Source organism: Actinoplanes sichuanensis (assembly GCF_033097365.1).
In the GTDB taxonomy this organism is placed as follows: Bacteria; Actinomycetota; Actinomycetes; order Mycobacteriales; family Micromonosporaceae; genus Actinoplanes; species Actinoplanes sichuanensis.
Map to the genome: position 1 here is coordinate 6158982 of NZ_AP028461.1, position 17628 is coordinate 6176609.

The following is a 17628-nucleotide window of genomic DNA, read 5'->3' on the forward strand; positions in this document are numbered from 1 at the left end:
ACCGCCTGTGGACCGCACCGCCTGTGGACCGCACCGCCTGTGGACCGCACCGCTCCATCCGGTCCGCTTGTGGGGCGTGCTCGACGAGGGTCTCAGGCTGCGGCGCGGTGGACCGTCACCTCGCCGCCGGCCAGGTGGGCGGGCAGGGTTGCGCGGGTTTCGCCTGCCTGCAGGGTGCGTGCGATTGCCGGGTCGACGACCACCGTCGTGAGCTGGAACGTGTCGTCGCCACCGCCGTCCAGGGCTACCGAGGCGCAGGTGAAGTTGCGGTCGCCAGGGCAGGCCCCCTCCACCCGGTATGAACCGGAACCGTGCCGGGACAGCAGCCAGACCTGGTGATCGGCGGGCATGTCGGCGGTTCCGGTGACTGTCGTCGTCGCGGAGACACTGGCGCCGTCGCGGGGTTCGGTGACCGCGACGGTAGCCGTCACCGGTGCGATCCGCCCGGCCGGCTCGGCGGCCGTCCTCGTCGCGGCGCCGGTCGGCGTCTTCTCCGGCGGCAGCTCACGAATCCCGGACAGCACCGTGGCGTCGTCGTCGGGCAACGACGGCACAGGCGACGGCGGGCCGCTCCGGCCGTCCGGCCCCGAGGTCCGGGGGCTCGGCGAGAGCGATCCGGGGGCGGGGGCCGGGGCCGGCGGGGCGTACGGGGCGAGACCGGTGTAGACCGCCGCGGCGGACACCTGCACCGAAGGCGTCGACATGGCGGCGACCGGCGGGGACCGGAACTCCGGCGCCGCCGCTCCCGGACCGGAGACCGACACGATCACGGCGCCGAGCCCGGCCACCACGAGCGCCAAGCTCAGCGCCGGGCGACGGCGGGCCTCACGTTTCACGGCGGCGGTCGCGCGGCCCAGAACCGCAACCCCGACACCCGGCGCCGCACTCACCGTCGTGCGACCTGACACTGCACCCGCCATCCCGGAACCCGACACCGCAGTCACCGTCCCGGCACCCGGCACCGCACCCGCCATCCCGGAACCCGACACCGCAGTCACCGTCCCGGCACCCGGCACCGCACCCGCCATCCCGGAACCCGACACCGCAGTCACCGTCCCGGCACCCGGCACCGCACCCGCCGTCCGGGATTTCGGCGCCGCACTCGCCGCCCCGGAATCCGGCACCGCAGTCGCCGCCCTGGTGCCACGCATCGCATTTGCCACCCTGGTGCTCAGCACTGCGGTCGCGACTCTGGCGATCATCTTCAGGGCGGGCCGTTCCGGCTGTTCCGAGCCGGGCGGGTTCTCGTGCGAGCCGCCGGGATCGGGTCCTCGGGAGGTGACAACCATCGAACGCCTTCCGCATGATCGGCACGGCCGGTGAACCGCCGGCCGGGGCGCCGTGCTCGGCGGCGCCATCCGACCCGATAACCAAGACGCCACCATTTTGGATGCGGTTGTCCGTTGTGTCGGCATTGTGGCAAGCCTCTCCGGAACTCCGCGGGCGACTGCACCAGCGCAAGATCAGTGCCGGTCGGGCCGCTTCATCGATCCGGTGGAGTGGCGCCGCGCACGAGGTCGCAAACTCACGAGGTGGCCGCCAGTCGGCAACCACCGACGACTGTGACGACAGCGACGACCTCGCATCGGACTTGATGTCGAGCAGCACCAGAGCCAGATGCAGCCCGGTGTCGCAAGACGACACAGCCACGCCGCGCCCGGCGCCGACGGCGTGTCGGTCTCGTGAGGCCGCGCTCCGCACGAAGCTCGAAACTCACATGGTCGCCGTCGACCGGCAACTTCCGCCGGTCTGGTGGGGTTGCGACTGCGCGTGCGGCGCAACCCCCCGAGAGCGAGCGCGACGTCGAACCCGGTGAAGGGTTTCTAGCGGGACGCGGGCCAGCCGGCCACCGTGTGGGCGTCACGTTCGCCGGGCCCCACGTAGTCGGCGGACGGGCGGATGATCTTGCCGAGGCGTTTCTGTTCCAGGATGTGTGCGCTCCACCCGGCGGTACGGGCACATGTGAACATGGCCGCGAACAGGTCGGCCGGGACACCGGCGAAGTCGAGGATCACCGCCGCCCAGAACTCGACGTTGGTCTCCAGGACCCGGTCCGGTTTGCGTTCCCGGAGTTCGGCCAGGGCGGCCAGCTCCAGTTCGCGGGCCACCTCGTAGCGGGGCGCGTGCAGTTCCCGAGCCGTCTGGCGCAGGATCCGGGCCCGCGGGTCTTCGGCACGGTAGATGGCGTGACCGAAACCCATCAACCGCTGGCCGGCGTCGAGAACCTGCCGGACGTAGCGGCGGGCGTCGATTCCGGACTCGACCGCTTCGATCATTCCGAGTGCCCGGGACGGCGCGCCGCCGTGCAACGGGCCGGACAGTGCGGCGATCGCCGCGGATAGGCACGCGGGTGCGTCGGCGCCGGTGCTCGCGACAACCCGACCGGTGAACGTCGAGGCGTTCATGCCGTGCTCGGCCGCACAGATCCAGTACCTGTCGATGGCCGCGACGTGCCGCGGATCCGGCTCACCCTGCCACTCGATCATGAACCGCTCCGTGGCCGTCCGCCCGGCTTCGATCAGCCGCCGCGGCACCGCAGGAAGCCCGGCACCACCAGCTTCGAACGCACGCTGCGGCACACCCGGAAGCCCCGCACCACCGGACTCGAACGCACGCTGCGACACACCGGGAAGCCCCGCACCACCGGACTCGAACGCACGCTGCGACACACCGGGAAGCCCGGCACCACCGCCTGCCGCCCGCGAGGTGTCCCCCGCCGCCCACCTGGCGTCCCCGGAAACCGGCCCGCGGCGATCCCGGCCCGGAGTGGAGGGGCCGCCTCCGGCGGACGTGGGGAACGATTTGCGGGCGCCCGGTGGGAACATCGCCCGGGCGGCCTGGGCCGCGTACGACAGAACCGCCGCCGATGCCCGCGCCAAGTCATCCCGGGCCTGCTCGTCCGTGATGTCGATCAGCTGCCGCAGGCCCCACCGGGGAGCCAGCAGGGCCACCGCCGCTTGCACGTCGGCGCGGATGTCACCCGAGTTGTCCACAGGCTGGAGGTGCTCGGCTACCGGAAGTCCGCGCGCGAAGTCACCATCTACCAGCAGCCCCCACACATCGCCGTAGGAGACGTTCCCGGCGAGGGAGTTGATGTCGACACCGCGGTATCGCAGCGCCCCGCCGTCCCGGTCGGGTTCGGCGATCTCGGTGTCGAACGCGACGACACCGGCAAGTCCTGGATTGACTGTCAACATGACTTCAATCTGGATTCGTCAAGTGTTGATGTCAATATTGATCCAGTCAACATGAGAGGATGGCGACATGACCGCGCAAACGCTGTTGACCACCGAAGAGGTCGCTATCCTGCTGGGCGTCAAGCCGGCCACCGTCTACGCGTATGTCAGCCGTGGTCTGCTCACCAGCCGCCGCAATGCCGACGGCAAGAACAGCCTGTTCACGAAAGCCGACGTCGACGCGTTCGTGGCCGGCCGGAAACGCACCGCCACCCCGGGCATCCAGACCGGCATCACCCTGATCAAGGACGACAAGCTCTACTTCCGTGGCCGTGACGCCACCGTCCTGGCCCGCTCGACCGGCTTCGAGTCGGTCGCCTCGCTGCTGTGGACGGGCGAGCTCGACGACGTCCCGTTCCCGGTCGACCCCGATCTGTGCGGCCTCGTCACGGACATCACCAGCCGCCTGCCGAAGACGGCCCGCCTCACCGACCGGCTACGGGTCACCGTCGCCGCGGCGGCCGCGGCCGACCCGCTGCGCTTCGACACGTCCCCGCCCGCCGTGGTCGCTACCGGGCGGCAGCTGCTCGCCGCCATGGTCCAGGGCCTGCCACCCCGAATCAACATCATCCCGCCCGGGCCGGTGTCGTTCGCCGAGACGCTGTGGCTGCGGATCACCTCGGAGAAACCCAGCGAGGCCGGATCGCGCCTGCTCAACGCGGCCCTGGTCCTGCTGGCCGACCACGACATCGCGGCGTCGACTCTGGCCGCCCGGGTCGCGGCGTCCACCCGCGCCCACCCGTACGCGGTGGTCAGCGCCGGCCTGGCCGCCCTCGACGGGCCGCTGCACGGGGCGGCGAGCGGTCTCGCGTACCCCCTGTTGGAAGAGGCCGTCAACGGCCCGGGCCCGGTCGCCACGATCTCCGACCGCCTGCGTTCGGGGGTTCCGGTGCCCGGTTTCGGTCATCCGATCTACCAGGGCGGCGATCCACGGGCCACGACCCTGTTCGAGTTGCTCGACGAGGGACCGGTCAAGGACGCGGCGCTGCAACTCGACGCGACCATGCGTACCAGATCGGGCACGCCGGCCAACGTCGACCTCGCGCTGGCCGCACTCGCCCTGCATCACCGCATGCCGGCGGACGCCGGCGAGGCGATCTTCGCGGTGGCGCGGACCGCCGGGTGGCTGGCCCACGCCCTGGAGGAGTACGGCGACCGGCCCAGCCGCTTCCGCCCGTCCGGCGCCTATGCCGGCACCCAGCCCTTGTGACCTCCGACGGACCCAACCCGGCAAGACCGAAAACGATCAGATAACTGATCAATGTCGGTCACTGTTCCGGAGGCCAGGGGAAGCGACGCGCCTTTCCCTACCGGCCAGTAGGCTGCCGGACATGACCTCTCCCGACCCGAACAGCGTCCCCCTGCTGGAGGCGTTGCACTCGACGCCGGCCCGCCGTTACCTGTCCACCGAGCCGATCGACGACGATGTGATCCGCGCCATCCTGGACGCCGCCATCCGCGGGCCGTCCGCCGGGAACGGACAGTTCTGGGCCTGGATCGTGGTCCGCGACCAGGACACGAAGAGGCAGATCGCGGGCTGGTACCGGGAGGGCTGGGAGCGCCACTACGGGTCGCGCCGCGAGCAGATCCTCGGCGCGCCGGACGGCGGCCCGATGAGCAAGCGCAGCTTCCTCGCCGCCGACCACCTGGCCGCCCACCTCGAGGATGCGCCGGTCTGGATCATCCCGGTGATGCTCGGCGCCGCGAAGTCCACCAACCCGCGCCTCGGCTCGTCGATCTACGGCGCCATCCAGCACCTGATCCTCGCGGCCCGCGCCTACGGCCTCGGCGCGACCCTCACCACGCTGCACATCGGCCACGAGGCGGACGTCCGCGAACTGCTCGGCCTCCCCGAGGACGCGCTGACCATGGCACTGATCCCTATCGGTCATCCGAGCAAGGGACGCTGGTCCCAGCCGAAACGCCGCCCGCTTGACGAGGTGGTCCATTTCGAAAAGTTCAAAACCGCCTGATTCGGTACGGCTACTTCGGCGCCGTGGCTACCCCGCGAGGTAGCCACGGCGCCGGGCCGAAACGCGACCGCTGGGCTGCGAACCCGAATCACCGACCTGTCGCGCCCCCGACCGCAGACGGCCGCCGTTCGAGTCGTCCCGCACACCGTGGGCGGGCCAGTCCCGCGCCCGAACGACGACGGCTGGCCAGGGGCCGCCACTCAACGCCGCTTCGACGCCGCATCTCCGCGTTCAACAACCACCACAAACCGCCACCCGACGCCGCTTCAGTACCGCATCTCCGCGTTCAACAGCCACCGCGAGCCGCCACCCGACGCTGCCTTCGGTATCCCCGGTCCCGTGCTGGACCGCGGGTGCGGCGCGACGGGTCGGGGACTTGCCCCGCGCCCCGACCGGCGAGGGCTTCCGCCGTTCAGTGGGGGCCCGTGGACGCCTCAGGTGTGGTGGGGGCTCGTCGTCCGTACCGGATGAGGGTTTTGAAACGGGCGGAGAGCCGGCGGCGCGGTGGGTGCCGGAAGGGCGGGCCGGGGTCGCGGGGGTTTTGCAACGCAGGTGCACCGCGGGCTAATCACAACCGGACATGCGCGCTGCCGATCGAAGGCGGCGTGCGAACCGAGCCCCTTCTCGCCGAGGCCGATGCCCTGCTCGCCCGCGGCCGCGCCCACAATGCCGAACGGCTGCTCGCGCCCTTCGTCGGGCGGGAGCCGGAGAATGTCGGCGCCTGGCACCGGATGGCCCGGGCCCGTCTCGACCTCGACGACCTGAACGGCGCCCTGCTCGCCGCGCAAGCCGCGTGGCACCTGGACCCGTACGACGTGGAGTCGCTGTTCTGGCTGAGCCAGGCCCGCTCCCGCCTGGCCGACCACGCCGAGGCGATCGCGGCCGCCGCGGCCGCCTGCCGGGAGGACCCGGGCAACCCGCGCCTGCACAACCGGCTGGCCGAGGCGCAGCTGGCGGCCGGTCTGCCGACCGACGCCGCCGAGGGACTGCGAGTCGTGGCGGACATGGCCCGCTACGACGCCGACCTGTACGTCACCTACGGGCTGGCGCTGTTCGCGATCGGCCGACCGCTGAGCGCCCGCGAGGCACTCGGACACGCGCTGGCGATCGATTTCGGTCACACGGGGGCTCGGGCGGCACTGCGGAAGTTCGATCGGGCGATGAGTACCGCGATCGACGCGGCCTCCCTCGCACTGGCCGCCGACGAGTTCGCCGAGTCGCTGCGCATCCACCCCGGCCGGCAGCCGTCGCGGCGCCCCGGCCCGGGCCGCGAGGCCCTCGGTCACGTGGCCCGGGTGTCCCTGGTGTGGTTCCTGGCCGCGATCGCGGGCGTGGGAATCCTGGAGGCGACCGGCCTGCTGGTCGCGCCCACCAGCCTGTACCTGACCCTGTTCGCCGCCGCCGGCGCCGCCGGTTGCGTGTCCACGCTGGCACGTCCGTCGCACTAGCGGCGCTTCCGTCAGGGCCGACATCCCGCCGGAATCGAACCCTCGGTGACATCCGATTCGCCGATGGCGATGGATGCTCGGGTCCGGGATCGGGATCATCGCCGCGGCGCCGCCGATCACCCGGATGTGGCCGCCGGCGGAAGAGCCTCGCGCACTGGTCGGCCCGGCTCGCCGAGCGGGCCGGACCGTCAGCGGGCGTCGCGTAGCCGACGAAGGACGCGGGTCAGACCGTCAGCGGGCGTCGCGTAGCCGACGAAGGACGCGGGCCGGACCGTCAGCGGGCGTCGCGTAGCCGACGGAGGATGCGGGTCAGATCGGCTCGGTCGGCCGGGTCCAGGCCGGCGAACAGGCGGTCGGCCTCGGCGGCCCGGGCCTCGTTGATCGCCTGCATCGTGGAGACGCCCTGCGGGGTCAGGCCGACCAGGGTCGCGCGCCGGTCCGACGGGTCCGGCCTACGGATGGCGAGGCCGCGTTTCTCCAGGTCGTCGATCACCTCGGTGGCTGAGCGCGGCGCGATCCGCAGGTGCTCGGCGAGCGCGCTGAGCCGCATCTCACCGTGCCTGGACAGCACCCCGAGCGCGCGGGACTGCGACGGTGACACGTGCCAAGGCTCCAGTGCGATCTTGGTTTGCACGCGCAGCCGTCGGGTCACCGCCCAGAACACCTCGAGCAGGTTCTCCTCCACGGGAACAATCTAACAGCGGCTACCGTTGTTCCCTCATGGTGAGGTAACCTCAGCGTTGTTCCGGTGGCTCGTCGATCCGCCCTCCGCGTGACGACGGGGCCACTTCGGCCGTACCCAGGAGGGTTGTTCTTGGCAGATGGAAAAGGCCGCGGCGCGGCACGCACACTGACCCCCGCGGAGAAGGCGCAGGCCCGCGCCGTCCCGCTGCGCCGGATCGGCGCACTGTTCATCGGCCACCGGCGGCAGCTCGCCGTCGTCGTGGCCGTCATCGTCCTCTCGTCGATCATCTCGATGGGCTCGCCGTTCCTGCTGCGCGAGGTCATCGACGTCGCTCTGCCGCAGTCCGACGTGCGGCTGCTGATTCTGCTGGTGGCCGGCATGGTCGGCATCGCGGCGGCCACGTCCGCGCTCGGTGTGGTGCAGACCTGGATCTCCACGACCGTCGGCCAACGTGTCATGCACCGGTTGCGCACCCAGGTCTTCGCGCACCTGCAACGGCAGTCGGTCGGCTTCTTCACCCGCACCCGCACCGGCGAGGTGCAGTCCCGCATCACCAACGACATCGGCGGCATGCAGCAGGTCGTCACGTCGACCGCCACGTCCGTGGCGGCCAATCTGACCACGGTGATCGCCACCCTGGTCGCGATGACCGCGCTGTCCTGGCAGCTCACCCTGGTCTCGCTGGTCGCGCTGCCACCGGCGATCTACTGGACCAGACGGGTCGCCCGGATGCGTCAGGCGATCACCGCGCAGCGGCAGCGTGAGCTGGCCGACCTCAACGTGATCATCGACGAGGGCCTGTCGATCAGTGGCATCCAGCTGGCCAAGACGATGGGCGCCGGCGGCCAGCTGACCGAGCGGTTCACCGCCTCGTCGGCCCGCCTCATCGACCTGGAGCTGCGCTCCGAGTTGGCCGGGCGCTGGCGGATGGCGACCATGAGCATCGTGTTCGCGGTCATCCCGGCGTCGATCTATCTGGCCGCGGGGCTGCCGTTCGCGGCCGGGGCGATGAGCATCGGCACGCTCGTCGCGTTCACCGGGCTCCAGGCCGGGCTGTTCCGGCCGCTGATGAGCCTGCTCGACGTGGGCGTCACCCTGACCGCGTCCCTCGCGCTGTTCCAGCGCATCTTCGAATATCTCGACCTGCCGGTCGAGATCAAGGAGCCGGCGGCACCCGTCCGGCTCGGTCGGGTGCGGGGCCACCTGAGGTTCGAGGATGTCACTTTTGTGTACGGGGAGAGCCCCACCGCCGCACTGGCCGGAGTGAGTCTGGACGTCCCGGCGGGTACGTCGCTGGCTCTCGTCGGCGAGACCGGGTCCGGCAAGAGCACGATCGCCGCCCTGATCGCCCGCCTCCACGACCCCACGTCGGGTCGCGTGACGATCGACGGCGTCGACCTGCGTGACCTGTCACTGGACGACCTGGCCGCGACCGTCGGCGTGGTCAGCCAGGAGACGTATCTGCTGCACACCACCATCCGGGAGAACCTGCGCTACGCGAAACCGGACGCGACCGACGCCGAGATCGAGCGGGCCGCCCGAGCCGCCCAGATCCACGACCTGATCGCGGCCCTACCCGACGGCTACGACACGATGGTCGGTTCCCGGGGGCACCGATTCTCCGGCGGCGAGAAACAGCGCATCGCCATCGCCCGGACGCTGCTGCGTGACCCACGGATCCTGGTGCTCGACGAGGCTACGAGCGCCCTCGACAACGAGACCGAACGGGCCGTGCAGCGAGCCTTCGACGAACTGTCCCGGGGCCGCACCACGGTGACGATCGCCCACCGCCTGTCCACGGTCCGCAACGCCGACCAGATCGCCGTCATCGACCACGGCCGCATCCTGGAGTCGGGCACGCACGAGGCCCTGATCGAGGCCGAGGGCCGATACGCCGCCTTGGCCCGCTGACCTCCCGGCCCGGCCCTGCCCCGTGACCCGGCGCTTTCGGGCGGGCGCAGCCGGTTTCCGGCGGCCCGCCCCGGCACGGGACCTCGGGCAGATCGAGGCCGAGGGCCGATACGCCGCCTTGGCCCGCTGACCTCCCGGCCCGGCCCTGCCCCGTGACCCGGCGCTTTCGGGCGGGCGCGACCGGTTTCCGGCGGCCCGCCCCGGCACGGGACCTCGGGCAGATCGAGGCCGAGGGCCGATACGCCGCCTTGGCCCGCTGACCTCCCGGCCCGGCCCTGCCCCGTGACCCGGCGCTTTCGGGCGGGCGCGACCGGTTTCCGGCGGCCCGCCCCGGCACGGGATCTCGGGCAGGCGTCGCCCGTCTTGGCCGATTCGGCCCGGCGGTCGCGCCTTGGGCGAGATGGACCGGGCGGCGCGTGACGGCCGCGATCCTTGTTGGTGGGCTGCCCACTGGTCCTGCGGGCGACCCGGTTCACGAGGCAGTTCGGCCCGGCAGGCACACGTTCCAGCAAGCACGCTTCGACCGGTCCGGATCGGTAGGCGCACGCCTTCCGGCCGACACGCCTCGGCACGATCCGGGCCTGCATGCGTCCGCCGATCCGAGCCGACACGCCTCCGCCGATCCGAGCCCGCACGCCTCCGCCGATCCGAGCCCGCACGCCTCCGCCGATCCGAGCCCGCACGCCTCCGCCGATCCGGGCCTGCATGCGTCCGCCGGTCCGGGCCGACTCATGTCTCGGCCGGCACACGCCTCGGCTCGATCCGGACCAGCACATGCCTCGGCTGATCCGGCCTGACTGACGCCCGCTTTTCGACAGACACGTCATGACCCAACCCGCCCGCCGGGCGCCCGAATTCGGGACAAAACGTCATGACTGAACCGACCCGGCAGGAAAACGCTTCCCACAGGCACGCCATGGCCGAGTCGGTTGGACGGGCGCGCCCCTGGGGTTCCGGGATCAGGATCCAGCCGGGTCTCCGGCGGCGGCGTCGACTCTCGTATCGGTGTCAGCGATACTCCGACCTCGGCGGCGCGACAGTAACGCTAAAACCGCGCGGAAGCACCCATGACCGCGCCGCCTGGCGATCAATCCGGACTAGAAGGAAAGCAATGCAGACCCGGGACCACACCTAAGCAGGCCCGACCGGGACGGACACGCCTCACGCGGACCGGGACCACACCCTGAGCAGGCCAGACCGGACATACGCCTCACGCGGACCCGGGGCCACACCTTGAGCTGACTCGACCGGATGGGTGGGGTTCGGTGCCGGGGGCGCGTGTCGGTCTGGAGTGGCTTCAGGCGGTTCGGGATGAGGCTGGTTCGGTTCGGGATGGGTGGTTCGAGACGGCACGAGGTCGGTTCGAGACGGCACGGGGCCGATTCGAGACGGCACGGGGCCGATTCGAGACGGCAACGGAGCCGCCTCGGGGCGGCACGGAGTCGGTTCGGGGCGGGATGGGTGTGGTTGTTGGGGTTGTGGCCGTACCCGAACGGGATCTTGATCTTGAATGGAGTCAGGGGCGGCGGAGTTCGTCGCGGTAGGAGGTCAGGGCGCCGATCATGCCGTGGAGGAACTTTTCGATGGTGTGGAGTTCGTCCAGGCCGAACTGGGACATCACCTCGTCGGTGCGGGGGGCCAGCGGGGCGAAGAACGACAGGGCGAGGGCCATGCCGGCGTCCGCGTAACGCAGATGGACCACCCGGCGGTCGGCGCTCTCCCGGCTGCGCCGTAGGTGGCCGCCGCGTTCCAAGCGGTCGATCAGGGCGGTCGTCGCGCCCGATGTCAGGCCGATCGCCTCGCCGAGGCGGCCCGGGGTGAGCGGCTCGCCGCGGCGCTCGGCGTGCATGACGGCGAGCAGCGCATGCATGTCGGTGGCGTGCAGCCGGTGCTGGTTGGCGAACGCGTGCCCGATGTGCTGCGCCTCGCCGCTGTACGTGTTCAGCAGGTCCACGAGCTCCCTGCGTAACCGCGCACGTTCCGCGGTCTCGGTTCCTTCCACGGGGGTAAGTGTTGCAGATCAGCTCCCGGTGGTGAACAATCTCGATTGTAAAGATTCTCAGTCTTGAAGAAATGCCTTAGGGGGCACCTGCAATGAGACGGGCATGGGCGACGCTCCTCCTGGCCCTGCTGCTCGGCGGGCTCGTGTTCGGGTTCGCCGGGACCACCGAGACCGACAACGACCCGACCTCGTCGCTGCCGTCCTCGGCTGAGTCGACGCGGGTCGCCGAGCTGCAGAAACAACTGCCGTCCGGACGGACCAACCCGGCGCTGATCGTGGTGGCCAAGGGTGGGGCGGCGCTCACCGACGCCGACCTGGTCACGGTCACCGGGCTGGGCCGGCCGATCCTGTCCGAGGATCGCAAGGCCGCCATCGTCACCGTGCCGCTGCCGGCCACCGGTGACGCCAACGCCACCAGTGACGCCGTCGCCGAGTTGCGGGCGAAGGTCGGGGACGGGCTGCCGGCGGGAGTGACCGCGCAGGTCACCGGCGGTGCGGGCTTCGGTGCCGACCTGTCCAACAGCTTCAGCGGCGCCAACACCAAACTGCTGATCGTCACCGTGGTGGTCGTCACGATCCTGCTGCTGGTCACCTACCGCAGCCCGATCCTGTGGATCGTCCCGCTGTTCGTCGTCGGGTTCGCCGACCAGCTCGCCGCCAAGGTCATCGCACTGTTGTCGCAGCACACCGACCTGGCGGTCAACGGCTCCACCGCCGGCATCGTCACGGTGCTGGTGTTCGGCGCCGGGACCGACTACGCGCTGTTGCTGATCTCCCGCTACCGGGAGGAGCTGCACAGATACGAGAACCGGTTCGAGGCGATGGCGAAGGCGCTGCGCGGGGCCGGGCCGGCCATCGCGGCCAGCGCCGGCACGGTCATCCTGGCCCTGCTCACCCTGCTGCTGGCCAGCCTGAAGAGCAACACCGCACTCGGTGTGTCGGCGGCCGCCGGGGTGGCCATCGCCGCCGTGTTCGCGCTCGCCGTGCTGCCCGCCGCGCTGGTGATCTGCGGCCGGAAGCTGTTCTGGCCGTTCATCCCGCGGGTCGGCGAGTCCGGTCCGGAGGACGGCAAGGGCTTCTGGGCCAAGGTCGGCCGTGGTGTCGTCCGCCGCCCGGTCATGGTCACCGCGGCGTCGATGGTCGTTCTCGGCCTGCTCGCGTTGGGTGGCCTCGGCACCAAGGTCGGCCTCTCGCAGACCGAGCAGTTCCGGGTCGAGGCCGAGTCGGTGCAGGGTCTGGAGACGCTCTCCAAGTACTTCCCGGCCGGTGCCGCCGGGCCCGCGGTGATCCTGACCGAACCGGCCAAGGCGGAGCAGGTGCTGGCCACCGTGTCGGCCACCGAGGGCGTCGCCCAGGCCCGGATCGCCGAGCAGAACGCGACGCAGGTCAGCATCAGCGCCGTACTGGAGGCCGCACCGGACACCGCCGAGGCGTTCGACACGATCCGGGCGCTGCGGGCCGGGCTGGACGGTGACGCGCTGGTCGGCGGCTCGGTCGCGACCGCGCTCGACACCCGGGACGCGGCCCGCCACGACCTGCTCGTGATCGTCCCGGTGATCCTGGCCGTGGTGTTCCTGGTCCTGGTCGCGCTGCTGCGGGCCCTGGTCGCCCCGGTGCTGCTGATGGTCACCGTGGTGGTCAGCTTCCTGGCCTCGCTCGGCGCCGGGGCGTGGCTGTTCCGGAACGTGTTCGACTACCCGGCCCTGGACAACTCGGTGCCGCTGTTCTCGTTCCTGTTCCTGGTCGCGCTCGGGGTCGACTACAACATCTTCCTGGTCACCCGGGCCAAGGAGGAGGCGGCCACCCGCGGCACCCGCGACGGCATGGTGCACGCGCTCGCGGTCACCGGGGCCGTGATCACCAGCGCCGGGATCCTGCTGGCGGCGGTGTTCGCGGTGCTCGGGGTGCTGCCGGTGGTCACGCTCACCCAGATCGGGGTGATCGTCGGCATCGGGGTGCTGCTGGACACGCTGCTCGTGCGTACCGTGCTGGTTCCGGCTCTGGCGACGCTCACCGGGGACCGGTTCTGGTGGCCGGGCCGGCCGCAGGCGGTCGTCGAGAGCGCCGAATCGTCGGCGACGCGGCCGCAGACCGATTGGGAGGCGGTCAACCGCACCCAGATCACCGAGACCGCGGGTGACCAGAACCGCTAGGTAAGAGGCTCTACTCACCGCCAGAGATGCCGGGTGGCCGCAACGGCCACCCGGCATCGCCCTGTTCCGAGACGGGACTATCCAGTTATCCTACTCAATCGATAGGATCCCTCGGCATGAGCGAGCGTGCATACGACGAGCACCGTCTGCGTGACTTCCTTGCCGGGCGGACGCGCGGGTTCTCCCGGCGGGACCTGTTGGCGCTGACCGCGGCAGCGGGCGCCGGAGCACTGATTCCGGGATCACCGGCGGCTGCCGCGACCCCCATCGTCAAACCGCTGCCGGCTGATCTCTTCCGGCCCCTGGGCACCAACGCGGAGACCCGTTTCTCGGCCCTGAAGGACCAGGGATACTACGTTCCGGTGGATCGCTTCTTCGTGCGCAACCACACGGTGACGCCGACGATCGACGCCGGCTCGTGGCAGCTGGAGATCTCCGGGACCGGCACCGGGTCGGCGTCTTTCGGACTCGATGATCTCAAGAAGCTGCCGTCGGTGACCGCGCCGGTCGCCATCGAATGTGCCGGCAACGGCCGCAGCTACTACACCTCGCAGCAGGGGCAGACCGTCTCCGGTACGGCCTGGACGCTGGGCGCGATCGGCGTCGGCAAGTGGAAGGGCGTCCGACTGTCGACGGTCCTCCGCAGAGCCGGCATCTCCCGGAACGCCGTCGACGTACAGCCGATCGGCCTGGACCCGCACTTCGTCAGCGGCGGCGTCGACCTGGGCCCGGTCCGTCGCCCGTTCCCGGTGCGGAAGGCGTTCGACGACGTCATCCTGGCCTACGAGCTGAACGGCGAACCGCTCCCGCCCGACCACGGTTTCCCGGTTCGGGTGGTCGTACCCCATTGGGTCGGCATCTCCTCGATCAAGTGGGTCGGGAAGATCGAGGTCTCCGCCGAACCGCTGTTCTCCCCGTGGAACACGCAGTTCTACCGGCTGTTCGGCCCGGACTTCCCGGCCGAGGGCCGGCCGTTCGACAGGCAGTCGATCAAGAGTGCGTTCGAGTTGGACCCCGGTGCGACCTTCCCGGCCGGGGTGCGGACCCGGCTCACCGGCCGCTCCTGGTCGGCCGACGGCCCGATCCGCGAGGTCCAGATCAGCACCGACGGGGGTACGACCTGGCGGCGCGCCCGGCCCTACGGTGCGACGCCGGGCGGGGTGTGGCAGCGCTGGGAGTACGACTGGACGCCGACCCCGGGCGAGCACGTGCTGCTGGCCCGGGCCACCGACGTGTGCGGCAACACCCAACCGGACGTTGCGCAGTTCAACACGCTGGGTTACCTCTTCGACGCGGCGGTACGGGTCCCGGTGACCGCGGTGGGATAGTGTGCCGCCCATGCCGTCGGGAAAGGCCACGTCCAGTGACGTCGCGGCGGCGGCGGGCGTGTCCCGGTCGGCGGTGTCCTTCGCGTTCAACAATCCGCAGCGGATCTCGGCGGCGACCAGGGAGCGGATCCTGGCCGCCGCCGAGGCGCTCGGCTACGCCCCGAGCACGCTGGGCCGGATGCTGCAGGCCGGCACCACCAACTCGATCGGGGTGCTACTCCCCCAGCGGCTGGCCCGGATCCTGGAGAACCCGTACTACGCACGGTTCCTGATGGGCGCCGGGCAGGTGTGCGACCAGGAGGGTTACACGCTGCTGCTGACTCCGCCCCTGCAGGATTCGGTGCTCAAGGCCATTCCGTACGCCGCGGTCGACGGTTTCATCGTGTGCGGCCTGGAGGCGGACCGTGGTGAGGTCGCCGAACTGACCCGGCGGGGCATCCCGTTCGTGCTGATCGACAGTGATCGCCTGGAGGGCGCACCGAGTGTCGAGGTCGACGATCGGGGCGGGGCCCGTGAGGTGACCCGCTATCTGCTCGACCTGGGGCACCGGCGACTGGCCGTGCTGTCGATGGATCCGGGGGCACTCGTCCGCGAGCGCGGCTACCGGGGACCGCTGGCCCGCCGGCTTGCCGGGATCACCGACGCGCTGACCGATTTCGGTCTGACGATGGCCGACGTCCAGCTGGCCGAGGTGCCGGTGACCCGGAGCGAGGGCTACCGGGCGACGCGCGAGCTGATGTCCGGTGAGCAGCAACCGACGGCCGTGCTGGCGCTGTCCGACGTGCTCGCCTACGGGGCCGTGGATGCCTTGCAAGAACTTGCAATAAACGTCCCCGCCGAGGTGTCCGTGACCGGGTTCGACGACCTCCAGGAGTCCTCCTGGTTCCGTCCCCGGCTGACCACCGTGCGGCAGCCGATCGTGACCAAGGGCCGGATCGCCGCCGACTTCCTGATCTCGGTAATCAGGGGCGAGGAACAGCACCCGCACCAGACTCTCGGCACCTCGCTGATCGTTCGGGAATCTACCGCGAAACCGGCATAACGGCCTCTTGCAAGAACTTGCTGCAAGAAATCAGCAGCTCGGCTATGTAACACGTGTTAGTAAGCTGCTAGCGTTCGTCGCCATGACGGATCAACTGATCGCACCGCCCACCGTGGAGGCGCCCCCCGCATCGTGGTGGCGCAACGCGGTCATCTACCAGATCTACCCGCGCAGCTTCGCCGACTCCAACGGCGACGGCATCGGTGACCTGCCCGGCATCAGCAGCCGGCTGCCGTACCTGCGGGACCTGGGTGTCGACGCGGTGTGGCTCTCCCCCTTCTACGCCTCGCCCCAGGCGGACGCGGGTTACGACGTCTCCGACTACCGCACCGTCGACCCGATCTTCGGCACCGTCGCCGACGCCGAGGAGCTGATCTCCGGCGCGCACGCCCTCGGCCTGCGGGTGATCGTCGACCTCGTCCCCAACCACTCGTCGGACCAGCACGACTGGTTCAAACGGGCGATCGCCGAGGGCCCCGGCTCGCCGTTCCGCGAGCGCTACCACTTCCGCCCCGGCCAGGGCACCGACGGTGAACTGCCGCCGAACGACTGGCCGTCGATCTTCGGCGGTCCCGCCTGGACCCGCACCGAGGACGGCGAGTGGTATCTGCACCTGTTCGCCCCCGAGCAGCCCGACTTCAACTGGGAGCACCCGGCGGTCCGGGACGAGTTCAAGACCATCCTGCGGTTCTGGCTCGACCTGGGCGTCGACGGTTTCCGGGTCGACGTGGCGCACGGCATGGTCAAGGAGGCCGGCCTGCCGGACATCGGCGACACCGGCGAGTGGCACCTGCTGGGCGCCGGCGAGAGCCCGTTCTTCGACCGGGACGGCGTGCACGAGATCTACCGTGACTGGCGCAAGATCCTCGACGAGTACCCCGGCGAACGCATCGCCGTCGCCGAGGCCTGGGCGCCTTCGCTGGCCCGGGTCGCCAACTACGTCCGCGGCGACGAGCTGCACCAGGCGTTCAACTTCAGCTACCTGGGCACCGCCTGGAACGTGCACGAGCAGCGCGAGATGATCGAGGACTCGCTGGCCGCGATGCGTGCGGTCGGCGCGCCCACCACGTGGACGCTGTCGAACCACGACGTGGTCCGGCACACCACCCGCCTGATGCAGAAGATCGACGGCGACGCCGCCGGCCGCAAACCCACCGCCGTCGACGAGGAGGCCGGTCTGCGCCGTGGCCGTGCCGCGTCCGCGCTGATGCTGGCACTGCCCGGCTCCGCCTACGTCTACCAGGGCGAGGAGCTCGGCCTGCCGGAGGTCATCGACCTGCCGCCGGAGGTTCGCCAGGACCCGGCCTTCCACCGCGCGACCGGCCAGGACGGCTACCGCGACGGCTGCCGGGTGCCGATCCCCTGGAGCGGCGCCGAGGCCCCCTACGGTTTCGGTCCGGACGGCGGCGACAGCTGGCTCCCCCAGCCCGCGTCGTGGGCCGGACTCAGCGTCGCCGCGCAGGCCGGCGTGCCCGGCTCGACGCTCGAGCTGTACCGCTCGGCCCTGGCGATCCGCCGCGACAACCCGGCGCTCGCCCCGACCGACAACCTGACCTGGGCGCCCGCGCCCGCCGGGGTGCTCGCCTTCGAACGCGCGGTGCCCGGCGCACCGGTCTTCCACTGCACGGTCAACATGAGCGCCGAGCCGGTCGCGGTCGGCCGCCCCGGCGAGATCCTGCTGGCCAGCGGCCCGCTCGACGGCACCGCCGACAACGTGATCCTGCCCCCGGACACCACCGTCTGGTGGTCCATCACCCGATGAGAACGTCCGGCCATCCCCTGGACGGTGGGGGATGGCCGGACCAGGGCGTGGTCGGTGGCAGGGGGGTTGCAACGCTCATGGTCGGCAC

Annotated in this window: 13 protein-coding genes; 9 read left to right on the top strand and 4 right to left on the bottom strand. The window is 70.9% G+C overall.

The features are described from left to right. Positions 1–92: 92 nt before the first annotated feature. Positions 93–890 carry a hypothetical protein gene (locus Q0Z83_RS28425; RefSeq protein WP_317786284.1) on the bottom strand — a complete coding sequence of 266 codons (798 nt, stop codon included), beginning with the start codon at positions 888–890 and terminating at the stop codon, positions 93–95. Positions 891–894: 4 nt separating this feature from the next. On the opposite strand from Q0Z83_RS28425, the gene Q0Z83_RS28430 reads away from it, so the two are divergent. Continuing rightward, positions 895–1323, top strand: a complete 429-nt coding sequence (locus Q0Z83_RS28430) for a hypothetical protein (protein ID WP_317786285.1) — start codon at positions 895–897, stop codon at positions 1321–1323. A gap of 500 nt (positions 1324–1823) precedes the next feature. Here Q0Z83_RS28430 and Q0Z83_RS28435 read toward each other — a convergent pair whose 3' ends face one another. Next, positions 1824–3197 (bottom strand): citrate synthase 2, encoded by a 1374-nt coding sequence (locus Q0Z83_RS28435; protein ID WP_317786286.1) that lies wholly within the window; start codon positions 3195–3197, stop codon positions 1824–1826. A gap of 67 nt (positions 3198–3264) precedes the next feature. Between Q0Z83_RS28435 and Q0Z83_RS28440 the strand changes: the two genes are divergently transcribed. The 3 genes from Q0Z83_RS28440 (at position 3265) to Q0Z83_RS28450 (ending at position 6657) form a co-directional block, all read left to right on the top strand. Next, a complete protein-coding gene (locus Q0Z83_RS28440) occupies positions 3265–4446 on the top strand; it encodes a citrate synthase (protein ID WP_317786287.1) in 1182 nt (393 codons plus the stop codon). A 121-nt stretch (positions 4447–4567) separates the two neighbouring features. After that, positions 4568–5209: a nitroreductase family protein gene (locus Q0Z83_RS28445; RefSeq protein WP_317786288.1), complete on the top strand. Its 642-nt coding sequence runs from the start codon at positions 4568–4570 to the stop codon at positions 5207–5209. 605 nt (positions 5210–5814) lie between these two features. Continuing rightward, on the top strand, positions 5815–6657 hold the full coding sequence (locus Q0Z83_RS28450) for a tetratricopeptide repeat protein (RefSeq protein ID WP_317786289.1): 843 nt from the start codon (positions 5815–5817) through the stop codon (positions 6655–6657). Between the two features lie 274 nt (positions 6658–6931). Here the strand turns inward: Q0Z83_RS28450 and Q0Z83_RS28455 are convergent, their stop codons facing one another. Further along, on the bottom strand, positions 6932–7342 hold the full coding sequence (locus Q0Z83_RS28455; RefSeq protein WP_378078526.1) for a MarR family winged helix-turn-helix transcriptional regulator: 411 nt from the start codon (positions 7340–7342) through the stop codon (positions 6932–6934). Positions 7343–7507: 165 nt separating this feature from the next. Between Q0Z83_RS28455 and Q0Z83_RS28460 the strand changes: the two genes are divergently transcribed. Further along, positions 7508–9253, top strand: coding sequence for an ABC transporter ATP-binding protein (locus Q0Z83_RS28460; RefSeq protein WP_317797153.1), 1746 nt, complete (start codon positions 7508–7510; stop codon positions 9251–9253). Between the two features lie 1516 nt (positions 9254–10769). Here Q0Z83_RS28460 and Q0Z83_RS28465 read toward each other — a convergent pair. Further along, complete coding sequence (locus Q0Z83_RS28465) at positions 10770–11255, bottom strand: MarR family winged helix-turn-helix transcriptional regulator (protein ID WP_317786290.1); 486 nt, start codon at positions 11253–11255, stop codon at positions 10770–10772. 92 nt (positions 11256–11347) lie between these two features. On the opposite strand from Q0Z83_RS28465, the gene Q0Z83_RS28470 reads away from it, so the two are divergent. The 4 genes from Q0Z83_RS28470 to Q0Z83_RS28485 all read left to right on the top strand — a co-directional run bounded on the left by Q0Z83_RS28470 (position 11348) and on the right by Q0Z83_RS28485 (position 17540). After that, positions 11348–13408, top strand: coding sequence for an MMPL family transporter (locus Q0Z83_RS28470; RefSeq protein WP_317786291.1), 2061 nt, complete (start codon positions 11348–11350; stop codon positions 13406–13408). A gap of 116 nt (positions 13409–13524) precedes the next feature. After that, positions 13525–14736, top strand: a complete 1212-nt coding sequence (locus Q0Z83_RS28475; protein ID WP_317786292.1) for a sulfite oxidase — start codon at positions 13525–13527, stop codon at positions 14734–14736. A 10-nt stretch (positions 14737–14746) separates the two neighbouring features. Further along, positions 14747–15778 carry a LacI family DNA-binding transcriptional regulator gene (locus Q0Z83_RS28480; RefSeq protein WP_317786293.1) on the top strand — a complete coding sequence of 344 codons (1032 nt, stop codon included), beginning with the start codon at positions 14747–14749 and terminating at the stop codon, positions 15776–15778. An 82-nt stretch (positions 15779–15860) separates the two neighbouring features. Further along, a complete protein-coding gene (locus Q0Z83_RS28485; protein ID WP_317786294.1) occupies positions 15861–17540 on the top strand; it encodes a glycoside hydrolase family 13 protein in 1680 nt (559 codons plus the stop codon). Positions 17541–17628 lie beyond the last annotated feature (88 nt).

What these genes read in the sequence shown, in the direction of transcription:
- Q0Z83_RS28470 (WP_317786291.1), top strand. Translation starts at nt 11,348, where the DNA reads ATGAGACGGGCATGGGCGACGCTCCTCCTGGCCCTGCTGCTCGGCGGG.
- Q0Z83_RS28435 (WP_317786286.1), bottom strand. Translation starts at nt 3,197, where the DNA reads ATGTTGACAGTCAATCCAGGACTTGCCGGTGTCGTCGCGTTCGACACC.
- Q0Z83_RS28480 (WP_317786293.1), top strand. Translation starts at nt 14,747, where the DNA reads ATGCCGTCGGGAAAGGCCACGTCCAGTGACGTCGCGGCGGCGGCGGGC.
- Q0Z83_RS28475 (WP_317786292.1), top strand. Translation starts at nt 13,525, where the DNA reads ATGAGCGAGCGTGCATACGACGAGCACCGTCTGCGTGACTTCCTTGCC.
- Q0Z83_RS28485 (WP_317786294.1), top strand. Translation starts at nt 15,861, where the DNA reads ATGACGGATCAACTGATCGCACCGCCCACCGTGGAGGCGCCCCCCGCA.
- Q0Z83_RS28445 (WP_317786288.1), top strand. Translation starts at nt 4,568, where the DNA reads ATGACCTCTCCCGACCCGAACAGCGTCCCCCTGCTGGAGGCGTTGCAC.
- Q0Z83_RS28440 (WP_317786287.1), top strand. Translation starts at nt 3,265, where the DNA reads ATGACCGCGCAAACGCTGTTGACCACCGAAGAGGTCGCTATCCTGCTG.